15 protein-coding genes are annotated in these 14,779 nt (G+C 61.3%); 10 read left to right on the top strand and 5 right to left on the bottom strand.

Going from position 1 to position 14,779, the window contains the following annotated elements; translation table 11 throughout:
• Positions 1-106: 106 nt before the first annotated feature.
• Both DDIC_RS11600 and DDIC_RS11595 read left to right on the top strand, forming a co-directional pair.
• Complete coding sequence (locus DDIC_RS11600) at positions 107-628, top strand: hypothetical protein (protein ID WP_136400585.1); 522 nt, start codon at positions 107-109, stop codon at positions 626-628.
• Positions 629-938: 310 nt separating this feature from the next.
• Entirely contained in the window at positions 939-1,736 is a 798-nt protein-coding gene (locus tag DDIC_RS11595) for a DJ-1/PfpI family protein (RefSeq protein WP_211088878.1), read from the top strand.
• Positions 1,737-1,864: 128 nt separating this feature from the next.
• Here the strand turns inward: DDIC_RS11595 and DDIC_RS11590 are convergent, their stop codons facing one another.
• Positions 1,865-2,614, bottom strand: a complete 750-nt coding sequence (locus tag DDIC_RS11590) for a DeoR/GlpR family DNA-binding transcription regulator (RefSeq protein ID WP_136400584.1) — start codon at positions 2,612-2,614, stop codon at positions 1,865-1,867.
• 313 nt (positions 2,615-2,927) lie between these two features.
• On the opposite strand from DDIC_RS11590, the gene DDIC_RS11585 reads away from it, so the two are divergent.
• From DDIC_RS11585 to pdxA, 3 genes are read left to right on the top strand one after another with little or no spacing between them, the layout of a single operon-like run.
• Positions 2,928-3,905, top strand: a complete 978-nt coding sequence (locus DDIC_RS11585) for a 2-keto-3-deoxygluconate permease (RefSeq protein WP_136400583.1) — start codon at positions 2,928-2,930, stop codon at positions 3,903-3,905.
• A gap of 54 nt (positions 3,906-3,959) precedes the next feature.
• Positions 3,960-5,219, top strand: a complete 1,260-nt coding sequence (locus tag DDIC_RS11580; RefSeq protein ID WP_136400582.1) for a four-carbon acid sugar kinase family protein — start codon at positions 3,960-3,962, stop codon at positions 5,217-5,219.
• The gene (gene pdxA, locus DDIC_RS11575) at positions 5,216-6,211 is read left to right on the top strand and encodes a 4-hydroxythreonine-4-phosphate dehydrogenase PdxA (protein ID WP_211088877.1); all 996 of its coding nucleotides are present in this window, start codon (positions 5,216-5,218) and stop codon (positions 6,209-6,211) included. The genes DDIC_RS11580 and pdxA overlap by 4 nt, the downstream gene beginning before the upstream one ends.
• Positions 6,212-6,299: 88 nt before the next feature.
• Here pdxA and DDIC_RS11570 read toward each other — a convergent pair whose 3' ends face one another.
• From DDIC_RS11570 to DDIC_RS11555, 4 genes are all read right to left on the bottom strand, one after another.
• Complete coding sequence (locus DDIC_RS11570; RefSeq protein WP_136400581.1) at positions 6,300-7,505, bottom strand: FprA family A-type flavoprotein; 1,206 nt, start codon at positions 7,503-7,505, stop codon at positions 6,300-6,302.
• Positions 7,506-7,604: 99 nt separating this feature from the next.
• Complete coding sequence (locus DDIC_RS11565; protein ID WP_136400580.1) at positions 7,605-7,742, bottom strand: rubredoxin; 138 nt, start codon at positions 7,740-7,742, stop codon at positions 7,605-7,607.
• 75 nt (positions 7,743-7,817) lie between these two features.
• The gene (locus tag DDIC_RS11560) at positions 7,818-8,198 is read right to left on the bottom strand and encodes a desulfoferrodoxin (protein ID WP_136400579.1); all 381 of its coding nucleotides are present in this window, start codon (positions 8,196-8,198) and stop codon (positions 7,818-7,820) included.
• A gap of 233 nt (positions 8,199-8,431) precedes the next feature.
• Positions 8,432-9,850, bottom strand: a complete 1,419-nt coding sequence (locus DDIC_RS11555; protein ID WP_136400578.1) for a phosphodiester glycosidase family protein — start codon at positions 9,848-9,850, stop codon at positions 8,432-8,434.
• Between the two features lie 254 nt (positions 9,851-10,104).
• Between DDIC_RS11555 and DDIC_RS11550 the strand changes: the two genes are divergently transcribed.
• From DDIC_RS11550 to DDIC_RS11530, 5 genes are all read left to right on the top strand, one after another.
• Positions 10,105-10,977, top strand: coding sequence for a methylenetetrahydrofolate reductase (locus DDIC_RS11550; RefSeq protein ID WP_136400577.1), 873 nt, complete (start codon positions 10,105-10,107; stop codon positions 10,975-10,977).
• Between the two features lie 64 nt (positions 10,978-11,041).
• Entirely contained in the window at positions 11,042-12,421 is a 1,380-nt protein-coding gene (locus DDIC_RS11545; RefSeq protein WP_136400576.1) for an MFS transporter, read from the top strand.
• Positions 12,422-12,528: 107 nt separating this feature from the next.
• Positions 12,529-12,978 (top strand): DVU0524 family FlgM-associated protein, encoded by a 450-nt coding sequence (locus DDIC_RS11540; protein WP_136400575.1) that lies wholly within the window; start codon positions 12,529-12,531, stop codon positions 12,976-12,978.
• 17 nt (positions 12,979-12,995) lie between these two features.
• On the top strand, positions 12,996-13,310 hold the full coding sequence (gene flgM / locus DDIC_RS11535) for a flagellar biosynthesis anti-sigma factor FlgM (RefSeq protein WP_136400574.1): 315 nt from the start codon (positions 12,996-12,998) through the stop codon (positions 13,308-13,310).
• Between the two features lie 355 nt (positions 13,311-13,665).
• On the top strand, positions 13,666-14,778 hold the full coding sequence (locus tag DDIC_RS11530) for a flagellar basal body P-ring protein FlgI (protein ID WP_136400573.1): 1,113 nt from the start codon (positions 13,666-13,668) through the stop codon (positions 14,776-14,778).
• The last annotated feature ends 1 nt before the right edge of the window (position 14,779 follow it).

Here is a 14,779-nt window from a genome sequence, read left to right as displayed (position 1 = left end):
ACGCTTTTTTGACGGCGGGGCCTTTAGTCTTGCTGCCATCTTGCATCCTGCCGCACGCTGGCGTAAGGAGGCAAAGGGCGTAATGCCCACCCCAAGGAGGAATTTTATGCGTATGCAATATGTGTTAAAACCTTTGGCGCTGAGCGCCCTGGCCGTTGGTCTGCTGCTTGTGGGAACGCCTGCGGTGCAGGCTGCCCAGAACGGGGACTCCCCGCAGGGCTACAAGCAGCGCGGCGACCGCGACGCAAGGCATGCCGACGACCGCAGCGGCTCCCGCAATGACCGCAAGAACGGCCAGTACCACGACAGTGATCGCCACAACGACCGCCAGGATGGCCGCCATGATCGTATGGACCGTGGGCATGACAACCGCAGCGAACAAGGCGAACGCATGGGCAAGCCCCAGTACGACAAGGACAGGGGCGACCGCCCCAGCCCTCGCGGCGACGAGATGGGCCGCTCCCGCGATGACCGCCGTCCCTCGCGCGACGGCCAGATGAACCAGGATCGCCGCCCCTCGCGCGACGGCCAGATGAACCAGGACCGCCGTCCCTCGCGAGACGCCCAGCAGCGCTCGCCCCAGGGCGGACAGCGCCCCGCCGACAACGATGACGACGTGCGCAACTAGCGCTGTAATCATCCCTTGCTGACATACGGCAGCTGTTTCCACACGCTGCCGCCGAAACAACAATCAAAGCCTTCCGTTGCCGGAGGGCTTTTTTGTGCGCCGTCGTTGCCCGGTCTGCGCTGTTGCGCGGCTGGTCTTGCCTGCCGCCGCAGCGACGCGGGCGCATGTTCTCCCGCTCCGCCGCCGGGCGCGGGGCACATGGCAGAAAGGCCACAGTTATTGTCATTGTTGCAGCGCATCGTCATGCCCTAGGGTTGGTGCTCCAACATCATGCCGGGCGTCCTCTCTCGCCCGCAAACAAGGAGACGACATGCACCATATCCTTAAAAACAGGCTGCGGCCTCTGGCTTTTTTACTGACCCTGCTTGCTGCGGCCCTGCCTTGCAGCGCGCAGACGCGGGCAGGTCAGGCGCAGACAGACAGAATGTACGAGCCGGTTCCCCCGCCAGCGGCTCGCCAGATAACGCTGGGCGTACTGCTGTTTCCCGGCTTTGAAATGCTGGATGCTTACGGCCCCATGGAAATGTGGGGCAGCCTCAAGCATGCGCCGGCGCGTTTTTGGGGGGAAAAATCTGACCGGGTGGACATCCGCCTGGTGACGGTTGCCGCCACCAAGGGGGCCGTGCCCTCCAATCAGGGGCCCAGAACAGTGGCGGATTTTGACTACACCGATGCGCCCGCGCTGGACTATTTGCTTGTGCCGGGCGGCATTGGCGCGGTCCCGCTGGTTAAAGACCAGGCAACCCTTGCCTGGCTGCGGACGCAGGCAAAAAACACTTCGCTTGTCATGTCGGTTTGCAACGGCGCATCTCTGCTGGCAGCGGCCGGGATTTTGGACGGCAAGGCCGCCACTACCAACAAGATGGCCTTCAAGTCTTCCATTGCCCCTGGCCCCAAGGTGCGCTGGGTAGCCAGCGCCCGCTGGGTTGACAGCGGCAATGTGGCGACCTCGTCTGGCGTCTCTGCCGGCATGGACATGACAGTGGCGGTTATTGCCCGTTTGTACGGGCAAGCCCTGAGCGACTGGGTGGCGCAGATAACGGAATACGAACCCCACCGCGATCCCTCCTGGGATCCCTTTGCCGTAAAGGCGGGGCTGGTGAAATAGCCCGCCGCAGACTGTTCATGGTGTTTGCCGGATGTTGTCTGCATCCGGCATGCGCGGGTCTGGCAGGGGGTTGCGCCGTGCCGGGCCCGCGTTGCGCGTTGCGGCCAGGACGAGCTTTTGGAGGAAATTCAGGCGGACAGAATTGTTGCGCCGCACGTCCTGAACGGTGCGCATAGCTGCTCGTCGCCGTCGGTTACCAGCGTCCAGGTGGCAGGCAGGGGGGCCCAGGCTGGTTGCGAGGCGCAACCCAGCTTGGAGGCGTCGGCCAGCACAAAAACCTCGCGTGACTGGCGCATCATGAGGCGTTTGACAGAAATCTGCTCAAGGCTCGCCTCGCACAGGCCCTGGCTGGCGACAACGCCGTTGGCGCTGGTGAACACCTTGTCGGCGGTGAGGCAGCGCAGCGATTCTTCGGCAAAGTGGCCGTAGGCGCTCATGCTGATGGGGCGAATGGAGCCGCCCAGCAGTATCAGATCTATGCGCGGCGCATCTGCCAGGATGGCCGTGAGCTTGAGATTGTTGGTAATGACCGTAATTTTTTTTTCGTACAGAAAGCGCGCCATAAAGGTAACGGTAGAGCCGCCGTCAAGAATTACGGTTTCGCCGTCGCGTACCTGCTCGGCGGCAACCTTGGCAATGGCCTGTTTTGCCGCGCGGTGTTGCCCCTCGCGCACGGGGTAGTCGTCCTCCTGCAGGGCGCGGGTGAGCATGGCCCCGCCGTAGGTGCGGGCCACGGCCTTTTCGCGCGAGAGGCGCTGCAGGTCCCGCCGCACGGTAGAAAAAGACACGCCAAACAGTTCGGCCAGCTGCCGTATGTCCTTGTCGCCCGCTGCTATGGCTTCAAGCATAGCGTCGCGCCGTTCCATGCCCTTTCGCATATATTCCGCCTGTGTTGCCGGGTTGCTGCGTCAGACTATAGGCAAACCGGGCGGATAGGAAGACGTTTGACCGGGATATTTTGCGCAAAATGCGCAAATATAGCATGTTTGTGTCATGTTTATGCAAAAAAAATAAAATTTGTTGCTCATTTCAATCAATCTGTTAGCCTGACGCAATCCGGCTACGCCTCTGTGATCGGGGCGACACGCCGTATTCTGGCGGATGGATATGGGCAATATTTTTTGCGTGCATCAGTCACTTTAATGCTCTTGTTGCAGACGGCATATCGCCTGCGCAGTGGAGGGTTGGGTCATGCAGATCAAGCGGTCTATGGAACGGATTCCCGGTGGGCTCATGGTTGTTCCCCTGTTGCTCGGCGCGCTGTGCAACACCTTTTTTCCCAATACTCCCAAAATTTTTGGTTCGTTCACCGGGGGGCTGTTTACCGGGGCAACCAGCATCCTGGCTGTGTATTATGTCTGCATGGGCGCAACCATCAGCTTTAAGACCACTCCCTATATTCTTAAAAAGGGCGGCATCCTGTTTGCCACCAAGGTAGGCATAGCCGCCATCATCGGCATTACCGTCGGGCAGTTTTTGGGTGAAGCCCCGGTTAGCGAAGGCTTTTTTGCCGGGTTTTCCACGCTGGCCATCGTGGCCGCGCTCAACGATACCAACGGCGGGCTGTATATGGCCTTGATGGGCCAGTACGGCAAGCCGCGCGATGTGGCCGCCTATTCCATCATGTGCCTGGAATCCGGGCCTTTTTTGACCATGGTAACCCTCGGCGTGGCCGGGCTTTCGGCGTTTCCGTGGCAGATGATGGTGGGCGCCATATTTCCCCTGGTGCTGGGCATGATACTGGGCAACCTCGACAAGGACATGCGTGAATTTCTCAAGGCGGCCCCTGCGGTGCTTATTCCCTTTTTTGCCTTTGCCCTGGGCGCGGGGCTTGATCTTTCTAAGGTCTGGAGCGCTGGTCTGCTCGGCGTGGCCCTTGGCGTGTTTGTCGTGCTGCTCACCGGCACGGTGCTCTTTATCGGCGACAGGCTGACCGGCGGCACCGGCGTGGCCGGTCTGGCGGCCTCGTCCACAGCAGGCAACGCCGCGGCCGTGCCCATGATCATTGCCCAGGCCAACCCCGTGTATGCCGATGCTGCCCAGCACGCCACCATTCTGGTTGCGGCCTGCGTTGTGGTTACGGCCATCCTTACGCCGTTTGTGACAGCCTGGGGCGCCAAGACCTTTGGCGCTCCCAAGGATGCGCCCGCAGCCGCTGGCGAGGAGTAGCCGGTAGCCGCTGGCGCGGGCTCGCATTTTGCCACGGCAGATCCGGAGGATAGTATGAAGCAGTCATGGTTTGTTCTGGCAGACGACCTTACCGGCGCGGCAGACTGCGCCATAGGTTTTGCCAAAAACGGCATGGTTTCGGACGTGCTGTTTGAAAGTGATACGGCGGCGGTCACCGATGCCCCGGTGCTGGCCGTAGACGCGGCCAGCCGCCCGCTGACGGCGACGGCTGCGGCGCAAAAGCACGCGGCCCTGCTTGAGCGGCATTACCGCAAGGGCATGCGCCTTTACAAAAAACTCGATTCCCTGCTGCGCGGTCAGCCTGCGGCGGAGACCGCAGCGGCCATCCGCACGTTGCGCAGGCTTGGCGGCCCGGCCTTTGCGCTGCTGGCCCCGGCATTTCCCGCCACGGGCAGGACAACGGTCAACGGCTGCGTGCTGGTCAACGGTGTGCCGCTTGAAAACACCGAGGTCTGGGCCAGGGACCACAGCTATGCCAGCGGAGATCTGGCTGCGGCGCTGAAGCCCGAAGGCCTGAAGGTGCGCGCTGTTTTGCTTGCGGATGTGCGCAAGGGCGCGAAAACCATTGCGGCCATGGTTGCGGCGGCCATGGCGGAAGGCCTGGACGGCGTGGTGTGTGATGCTGAAACGCCGGAGGACCTTGCCAGCATCGCCGAGGCGACCCATGCCATGGCCGACAGGCTGTTTTGGGTGGGCACTGGCGGTCTGGCCGTGCCGCTGGCGCGTATGTCGCGCCCGGAACAGGGCGCGTGCGCGGTGCGTCTGCCGCAGAGCGGCCATGGTCTGCTGCTTGTTGTGGGCAGTGTTGTTAAGGTCTCGCGTGAGGCCTTGCGGCATGTGTTGACCACGCGACGTATAGAGCACCACGCATTTACTGCCGGGCAGCTGCTTGACGGCGCTGGCCCGGAGCTGGAGGCCCGGGGACTTGCCGTTGCGCAGGCCCTGGCCGCCGGTCGCGATGTGGCGGTAGAGATTGCCGAGGTCGAACACCCGGATATGACGCTGGGCGGCGCACTGGCAGCAAGCCTGGCCAGGGTGCTGCACAAGGCGCTGGAATCGGCCGCCGGGCTGGTTGTGACTGGCGGCGAAACCGCAGCCAATCTCATGGCCGAGGTGGGTATTCACGGTATCCGCCTTGTGGCCGAGGTGGAAAGCGGCGTACCGGCGGGCATGACCCTGGGCAGATTTTCGCTGCCCATAGTGACCAAGGCGGGGTCCTTTGGCACAGAGCGCACATTGGCCAGCAGCCTTGATTTTCTTAAGGCCGCAATCAACAAAGGAGAACTGGCTTGAATCACCTACCTGTGGTGGCCATTACCATGGGCGACGCCTCCGGCATCGGCCCCGAAATAATCGTCAAGGCCCTGGCCCGTCCGGAAATCGGCTCGTGGGCCAATGCCCTGGTTGTGGGCGATGCCGGGCGTTTGCGCGAGGCAGCCAAAATAACCGGCGTTGCCGTGCAGGTCGAGTCCATAGCCGACCCGGACGATGCCCGCTATGTCCCCGGCCGCGTCAACTGCCTTGATGTGCCGGTCATTCCTGCTGGGCATCCCTTTGGCGTGGTTTCGCCCATTTCGGGCGACGGGGCTTTTTTGTTTGTCAAAAAAGCGGTGGAGCTGGTGCTTTCGGGCAAGGCCCAGGCCATCTGCACCGCTCCGCTGAACAAGGAAGCACTGCACGCTGCGGGGCATATGTATCCCGGGCACACCGAAATGCTGGCCCACCTGACCAACACGCCAGAGGTGTCCATGATGCTGACCACGCCCACTCTGCGGGTGGTGCACGTTACCACCCATCTGGGCCTGATCGACGCCATTAAAAAGATAGAACCGGCGCTGGTGGAGCGCACCATTGCGCGTACCCACGCGACCCTGGTAGACGCAGGCATCGACAACCCGCGCATAGGCGTGTGCGCCATCAACCCCCACGCGGGCGAAAACGGGCTGTTTGGCAACGGCGAGGAGGAAACAAAGATCCTCCCCGCAGTCAGGGCCACCCAGGCCAGGGGTTGGCGCGTGGAGGGTCCCCTGCCCGCCGATACGCTGTTTTACCGCGCCGGACGGGGCGATTTTGACGTGGTCATTGCCATGTACCACGATCAGGGGCACGCCCCCATCAAGGTGCTGGGCATAGCCGACGGCGTAAACATCACCATCGGGCTGCCGGTTATCCGCACCTCGGTGGATCACGGCACGGCCTTTGACATCGCCGGCAAGGGCATTGCCTGCGAGGACAGCCTTATAGAAGCCGTGCGTCAGGCCGCGGAACTGAGCAGAAAAAAATAGCCTGCCTCCCGCAGGACGGCAGAGCGTAAAAAAGCAGCAGCGACCGGCAAAGGACGCTGCTGCTTTTTTGTCTATGGCAAGGGGCAGATTACCCCTGACATTTTTTCTTGAGGGTCTCGGCAATGGTCGCGCCCATCTGGTGGCAGGCCTTGAGGGCCTCGTGGTCGGGACGCCAGCTGCACTTCACAGGCTCTGCGGGCATCTCCATGTTCATGCCGGCCAACTGCTCGTGCAGGTATTTGGGGCCTTCGCCCGACCAGCCGTAAGAGCCGAAAGCGCCGCCGATGCGGTTGAGGGGCCGCAGGCCTTTCATGTAGGTAAGCTGGGCCGCCATGAGGGGCAGTATGGTATTGTTGTGCGTGGGTGAACCGGCAATAACCGCGCCGCAGTCGGCCAGCTCGGTCATCACGGCGCTGTGGTGGTTTTGCTTGACGCTCATGAGGCGCGTGGGCACGCCGTTTTCTTCCAGGCCGCTGCAGATGGCATAGGCCATGGTTTCTGTAGACTGCCACATGGTGTCGTAAAAAATGAGCGCGCGCTGCTGGGGTTTTTGCTCGGCCATGGCGCGGTACATGTCAAGGATGTGCCGCACGTCCTTTTCTCCCCTGTGGATGAGGCCGTGGTCGGGGGCGATCATGTCGATGTCGAGCTTTTCGACCACGGGCAGGGTCTTGAGCACCATGGGCGAGTAGGGCAGCACGATGTTGAAGTAGTATTCCTTGACGCGGCGGACATACTCGCCGTCGTCGCCGAACTCGTCCACAAAGCGCGCGGAGCTGGCAATGTTCTGGCCAAAAATATCGTTGCTGACCAGCAGCTTGTCTTCGGGGATATAGGAAACCATGCTGTCAGGCCAATGGAGCATGCGGGTTTCCTGAAAAACGATGGTGCGCTTGCCGATGTTGATGCTGTCGCCGCTTTTGACCGCCTGCACGGGCCAGTCTTTGCAGTCAAAATAGCCAGCCATGGATTTGAGGCCTGTCTGCGATACAAAGATCTTTTCGGGCTTGCAGCGCTCGATGATGGCTTCAAGAGCGCCAGCGTGGTCCAGCTCCATGTGGTTGCAGATGATGTAATCCACTTTTTCCGGTTCAAGGACCTGGGCCAGGCGGCACAGCAGCGTACCTTCGCAGCCCGAAGCAACGGTATCAAGCAGGACGTTTTTTTCGTCCTTGATCAGATAGGCGTTGTAGGTGGATCCGTCAGGCGACCGGGAATAACCGTGAAAATCCCTGTGGTCGTAATCGACAAAGCCGACCCAGAAAATATCTTTTTTTATTTCTACTGGCTGCATGTTGTGTCTCCGCAGTGTTGGGGCATCCCGTTTTATGAAAAGCCCCGCCCTGCCTTAGGGCAAGGCAAGGCGGGGGGAAAGAACGGGCAAGAGTAAAAATTAGGCAGGAGAAAACTGGTCTTTGCCCACGCCGCAAACAGGGCAGGTCCAGTCGTCGGGCAGGTCTTCAAAAGGAACGTTGTCGTTTTCAGCGGGGTCGTATTCGTAGCCGCAAACGCCGCAAACATACTTTTGCATGGCATGTCTCCTGAAAATAATTGGTGGTTTTATACCGGGCAGCCAGATGCGTGCCCTGGTCCGCGAGCAAAAAAACTAGTTTTCTGCCTTCCAGTGGCCGTGCAGATTGCAGTATTCACGCGCAGTGACTTTGGCTGCGTCAATGGCAAAAAAGGCTTCGGGGGCATCGCCGGGCTTCAGGAACTTGGTGTAGCTCCGGCCGTCGGCCAGCAGCTCGATCCATTCGATGAAGTGCTTTTCTTCCATGGGGTGGGCAACGCTGCCGACCTTGACCATGTAGCCGCCGTCAACTTTTTCGATAACCGGCACGTGCTTTTCGAGAGCGCCGTCGGTAGCGCCTTCGACCATCAGCTTCATGGGGTCGCCGCAACAGACGATGTCGGCGCCGCCGCCATGGAGAACTTCAACAATATTGCCGCAGTGGGTGCACTTATAAACTTCGAGTTGCGTGGGCATGATTCCCTCACTTGTTTTGACTGGTTAGCGGGGAGGCTGCTGAAAAACTGAAAACAGCTCATTCAGCCCCTGACCAGAAATTATTGTGAAAGAAGTGTCCCCTGTTGTAAAGCCTTTTTTTAGAATTGATAATTATTATCACTAAAAAACAGGAGCAATAAGTGCTCAAAAACCGTTGCTGCTGGCGGATATTTGGGGAGAAGACAAAATTTTTGCAGGCAGTCGGCAGCCACTCAGGGGGCGGTCTTTTCTGCACCAGCGGCTGGCGCGGCCAGGGGCGTGCCCGGCTCTGTGAGCGGCTCGGTGATTTGCCCGGCAGCGGACCTGGGTGTTGTTTCGGCGGTCGGGGGGGCAGGGGTGCCCGGGCCTGCGGGCTGCGGAGCGGCGCTGTTGTCGGGTACTGTTGTGGTTGGCGCATCGTCGGTTGCAGGTTGCATGCCCTCAGGTTTGCCGTCGGGCTGCTGCGTTTGCGGCACCTGTGCGGTGGGGGCTTCCGGGCCGGCATTCTGCGGGCCGGCAGCCTGCGGAATGCTGTCTGCCGGAATGCCGTCCGCCGGAGGCTCGGCCGCTGCAGCTGGGGATTCCGCAGCTGGGGCCGCTGCCGAATCAGGCTGGGCCGACGTTGCGGCTTCTGTCGCGGGGGTATCCTTGCGGCGCGCTCCAAGCACATTGGGCAGCACGGCCCGCAGGTCGCCCGTTACCAGCAGCCCGGTGGGGCTCAGGCCCACCAGCTCCCGCGTCAAGGCTGCGGAGCGCACCAGCAGGCCCGCCTGACCGCCGCCCTCGACATACATGACGGTGCGTACGTTCAGCGGCAGGTGCAATACCTGCTGGGCAAAGGAGTATGCCTCCACCGGCTGGCGGCAGTGCATGAAAAGTATCTGGCCCTCGCCGTCCTGGGCCACTGCGGAGATGGAATAGTGCGGGCCGCCGGGCGCCCACAGGATGCGCCGGTCGGCGTTGATCATACGGTAGTTCTGGATAACCAGCGAGTAGCGGTCCAGTTGCTGCCGCCACACCGGGTTGTCGCGGTCGATGATGGCGGCCAGGGGCAGGCCGGGTTCGTCCGGGCCAGCCACAAAAAAAGCGCCAAACCGCTGCACGATGCGGCCATTGTTGGTGTGCTCGCCCTGCCGCATGTAGCCCGTGCTGGTGGACCCGTCAGGCAGATACATGCTGGCGTTGATGGCGGCGGAGAGGTTGTACTGTTCTCCCCACTGGTTCAGGGGGCGCGAGGGGCCGTTGTCTTGCGAGCGGGCGCACAGCGTAAAATCAAAAAAGGCAGGATCAATGCGCACGACGGTAAGGCGGGCGTAGCCGTCGTTGAGCTGAAATTCGCCAAACCACAGGCCTTTTTCAAGCTCGCGCCAGGCGGCTCTGCCCTGATCGTCCAGACCGTTTCTGGCTGGGGCCTCCTCCGCCTGGACGGGCTGTTGCCCTTGCACTGGATCGGTTTTGCGGGATTGCTGCTGTCCGTCTGACGGCAGAGTGTTGAGCGCCAGAATGCCTGGCGTCAGGATTGCTGACGGGGGAAGTGCCTGAAATTGGGCCGCCAGCGGTGAATCAGGCCGAACCTGTGCGGGCTGCTGCTCTTGCGCGGCAAACGCGGGCAGACTCGGCACCGCAAGGCAAGAGGCGAAAACCAGCGCCATCCATGTTTTCGGCAGGATGCGGTTTGCCCGCCGCAGGGGCCGGACCAAGTCCGCTGCTATGGAGAGAGTCTGCCGGATATTCATGTCTTGCCGTCTATTTTTAATGTCCGTAACCTGCATTACGACCGCTTTTGCCATTTGGCAAGGTGTGATGCCACATTTTTATTGACGTATCAATTTATCTTGATATAAACATAAACTATCAGATCGCAGCAATACGCAGCTGCGGGCATTACGCGCCAAGGAGTCTTTCCATGCATATCGGTCAAATGATCCGGAAACTTTCGGCCCCTTTTTATTCGCTGGAATTTTTTCCTCCTTCAGACACGGCCCAGCTGCCTGATTTTTATGCCACAGTTGACCGCCTGCGTGCGCTTGATCCGCTGTTTGCCTCCGTCACCTACGGTGCGGGCGGCACGCGGCAGCAAAACACGCTTGCGGTAACGGCTGAGCTGGCCCGCAGGGGCATAACCGCCATGGCGCATCTGACCTGCGTGGGGGCGGATCCGCAGTCCATCTCTGTATTTTTGGGCGAACTGCGGGCCGCCGGGGTCAACAACGTGCTGGCCCTGCGCGGCGATCCGCCTGCCGACAGGCCCTGGAGCTGGGACAGCGCGCATTTTCATCATGCCTCAGACCTTGTGGCGTTTGCCAGGCAGCAGCAGCCGGGCATGGGCATCGGCGTGGCGGCTTATCCCGCTCCGCATCCCGAATCGCCGACTTTTGCCGACGATCGGCGGCATACGGCCGACAAGCTGCGCACCGGGGCTGATTTTGCCCTGACGCAGCTGTTTTTTGACGCCCGCGAGTATGAGGATCTTGTCGCCAACTTGCGCGGACAGGGCATAACCACGCCCGTGATCCCCGGTATTTTGCCCATCCAGGGCTTTGGTTCGCTGCGGCGGGTACTCTCGTTGTGCGGGGCCAATATCCCGGGCAAGCTGTATCTGGCTCTTGAAAAAGCCCACAACGACGGCGGCGCGGAAGCCGTGCGGCAGGTGGGGCTTGACTATGCCGTGCGTCAGATACGCCGCCTGCTCGACGCGGGCGCGCCGGGCATCCATCTGTATACGCTCAACAAGGCCGACATGTGCCTGCGCCTGGCCGAGGCCGTGGGCAAGCTTTGATCCCGCAATCCTAGGGGTGCGGGGCATATTGACCGTCCCGCGCCCCCGGCGCTACTCTGGGCCCATGAGTTCATCCATCGAAAAAGGTCACGGCTGGCTGCTGGTGGCCGTATGCACCTCCCTATTTTTTATGCCGTTCATGATGGCCGGAGTAAACGCCGTGCTGCCGCCGCTGGGGCAAAGCCTCAACGCCAGCGCGCGCGAGCTGGGCCTTATGGGGGCTTTTTACTCCATGGGGCTGGCGGTGTTTCAGCTGGCCAGCGGCAGCATGGGTGACATCTGGGGCTATCGGCGCATTTTTTTGTGGGGCATTGCCCTGTTTGCCGTGGCCGGAGCCCTGCTGGGTTTTGTCAATTCCGTACCGCTTTTTTTGCTGCTGCGCTTTGTACAGGGCGTGGGCGGGGCCATGTTCAACGCCTGCGGCCTTGCCCTGCTGGCCTCTGCCGCGCCGGAGGGCCGCCGCGCCTCGTACCTTGGCTACAGCGGGTCATCGGTTTACGCGGGTATTGCGTGCGGGCCGCCAGTGGCGGGCTTTGTGGCCGGGTGCTTTGGCTGGCGCTGGCTGTTTTGGGGCAGCGCCATGGCCTCGGTGGCAGTGCTGCTGCTGATGAAGTACCGCGTCAAACTCGAGTGGCGCATGGCCAAGGGCAAGCCCTTTGACTGGACAGGCTGCCTTGTTTACGCGGCAGCCATGACGGCCCTGACTTTCGGATCTTCGGAACTCTCCTCGGCTCCGGCCATGGCTGGAGGGCTGCTGGCGATTTTTGCCGCGCTTATGGCGGTTTTTTGCGTCAAGGAACTCAAAAGCGCCTACCCGCTGCTTGACCTGCGCCTGCTTGCGCGCAACAGGGTTTTTGCCCTGTCGTCGCTGGCGGCCTTTATCAATTACAGTTCATTTTTTGGCATGGTGTTTTTTTTCAGCCTGTATCTGCAGTTTGGGCGCGGCATGACCGTGCAGCAGGCCGGGCTTTTTTTGGCCTTGCAGTCCATAGTGCAGGTCATGACAACCCCTGTGGCGGCCCGGCTGTGCGGCAGATTTGCGCCGGGCAAGGTCAGCGCCGTGGGCATAGCACTTTGCGGGTTGGGCCTTGTGGTTTGCGGGCTGCTGCGTGTCGACTCGCCCATGTACGTGCTGGTCTCGGCCCAGTGCCTGCTTGGCATGGGCATAAGCCTGTTTGCCCTGCCCAATACAACCATCATCCTTGAAAGCGCCGGGCGCGACCGCGTGGGTCAGGCCGCCGGGCTTACCGGCGCGGTGCGCACGGGCGGCCAGCTGTGCAACATGGCTGTGATAACGCTGACTCTGGGGTTTTTTCTTGGCAGTGAGCCAGCGGGAACACACAATATTGATGCGTTTATGGGCGCCATGCGCATTGACCTGATAATTTTTGGTCTGCTCAATCTGTTGGCCGTGGGCTGCGCCCTTGCCCGCAACCGTCGTTGAACAAAGGCCGTGCCCTGCTGCGGGCTGCTGAGGTATAAAATGCGGCGCGCCCCGAGTCTAAAGTTTTTTTCTCCCCTGCCGTAGAGGATGGAAGGACGGGAAACACCATGGCCGACGCAACCGCCGCGCAACTGCGCATAATGCTTCAAGGGTATGAACAGCAGTTGCTGGCGGCCCGGCGTCTTGCACGGTTGCGGATGCGTCGCAGAACGGCTGCGGGCGAAGACCCCAACGATCCCGACGCTTCTGTCCGCCGCCGCCTCATGGTTGAAAAGGTGGCTCGCGAGCTTTACGAAACCCTGCTCTATACCGGTAGCGACAACCCCGTGGTGGAAGAAATCCGCCAGGAGCTGGGCAACGAGGTGGGGCAGGACGTGCAGTTCACCTATCCGCCGGGCGGCAGATTACGTATTGTAGGGCAAGGGCCAGATGGACTGGAACCTTTATCTGAAGAAAAACTGCGCGCATCACGCAATGCCCTGTGGCGAGTAACGCGAAAAAAAGTTGACGAAAGCATGCTTGACGAGCCTTTGGCCGAACAGTCGGGCGGCAGGTAACGCAAGCGGAGAGCACTATGGAAATTCAGGGGAAGATCAATACATTTCTCGACCCGTACGGCACAGCGTCCAACCTTGAAAAAAGCGGCGAGGCCAAGCTTAAGGGCCGCACCGGCGCTGCAGCGCCGGAAGGTTCGCAAGGCGACACGGTCAGCGTTTCGCAGGATGCCCTGCTGCTGACGGAGGCGCGCCGTACCGCCCAGAACACGCCGGATGTGCGGGCTGAAAAGGTCGAGTCGTTGCGCATCCAGGTTTCTAACGGAACCTACAAACCCGACAGCAAGCTGATTGCCGCCAACCTTGTGCGCGAAGAGCCGGGTCTGTTCAACTAGCCCCAACGGCATAACAACGCCAAGAGCGGTCATGGATCCCATGGCCGCTCTTTTTTTGCGCCCTGCAGTTGCCGGTCGCGCTCGTGCGGGCACGGTGCGTGTGCCGGGATAACCGGCTGGCCAACGGGAGCAAATGACCGGCACGGGCGATTGGCGCGCGCCCCTTGGAGGGAGCATCCGCGTGTGGTCTGCGGGCTGGCAGGAGGATGGCCTGCGCTCCTGTTGCGTGGGGGTGCATGCCCGGGGCGGCGACGGTTGCGGTGGTGGCTTCCGCGCGTGCCGAGCAGGCTCAGACTGGTTCGGCATAGTTTCTGCAAAACCCTGTGTGCCGGTATTCCGGCAAGGAGTCTGCGCCATGAAATTGACGATACTGCGCCAACCTATCTTCTGGATCACCACCGCCGCGCTGCTTGTGTGCTGGGCCCTGCCCGCGCACGCCGTGCGCATCAAGGATATCGCCACGTTTTCGGGGGTGCGCGACAACCAGCTGATCGGGTATGGGCTTGTGGTAGGTCTGGCCGGAACCGGCGACAAAAAGGATTCGGTCTTTACCCTCAGCTCCATGAAAAACATGATGGACCGCATGGGCGTTGGCGTAGACGCCTCGGCGCTGAAAATAAAAAACGTGGCCTCGGTTATGGTTACGGCGCGCATGCCAGTTTCGGCCAAGCCCGGCACGCGTCTTGACGTAACCGTGTCTTCCGTGGGCGACGCCTCGTCGCTCATGGGCGGCGTGCTGCTGCAGACGGCCCTCAAGGGCGTGGACGGCAAGATATACACCCTGGCGCAGGGCGCGCTGACCGTGGGTGGTTTTTCCGCCTCGGGCAAGGCCGCCAGCACCACCAAGAACATCGCCACCGTGGGCATCATCCCCGGCGGCGGCATTGTCGAGCGGGGCATTCCCTTTGAGTTTAACCAGCAGGACAAACTCACGCTCAACCTGCGCGTGGGCGACTTTTCCACCGCGCAGCAGATAGCCGAGCGCCTCAACGGCGCCATGGGCGGGCACTATGCCCGCGCCGTGGACGCCACCAGCGTCACCATGGACGTGCCCCCGCAGTACCGCAACAATCTGGTGCCGCTTATGGCCTCGGTGGAAAACCTTGATGTCAGCCCCGACACCGCCGCCAAGGTCGTGGTGGACGAAAAGACCGGCACTGTGGTGCTAGGGCGCGACGTGCGCATATCGCGCGCGGCCGTGGCCCACGGCAATCTGCAGATAACCGTGCAGGAAAGCGAGCAGGTCTCGCAGCCCGGTCCCTTCTCGCAGGGGCAGACAGTGGTGACCCCGCAGACCGAAACCAACGTGCGTGAAGAAAGCCGCCACCTCATGATGGTGGAGGGCGCAACCCTTCAGGAGCTGGTGGACGGCCTCAACGCCATTGGCGCAACCCCCCGCGACCTCATATCCATTTTGCGGACAATGCAGGCCTCGGGCTCACTGCATGCGGATCTGGAGGTAATTTAAC

The organism is Desulfovibrio desulfuricans, from assembly GCF_004801255.1.
GTDB lineage: Bacteria > Desulfobacterota > Desulfovibrionia > Desulfovibrionales > Desulfovibrionaceae > Desulfovibrio > Desulfovibrio desulfuricans_C.
This window is presented reverse-complemented; position numbering and strand designations above follow the sequence as displayed.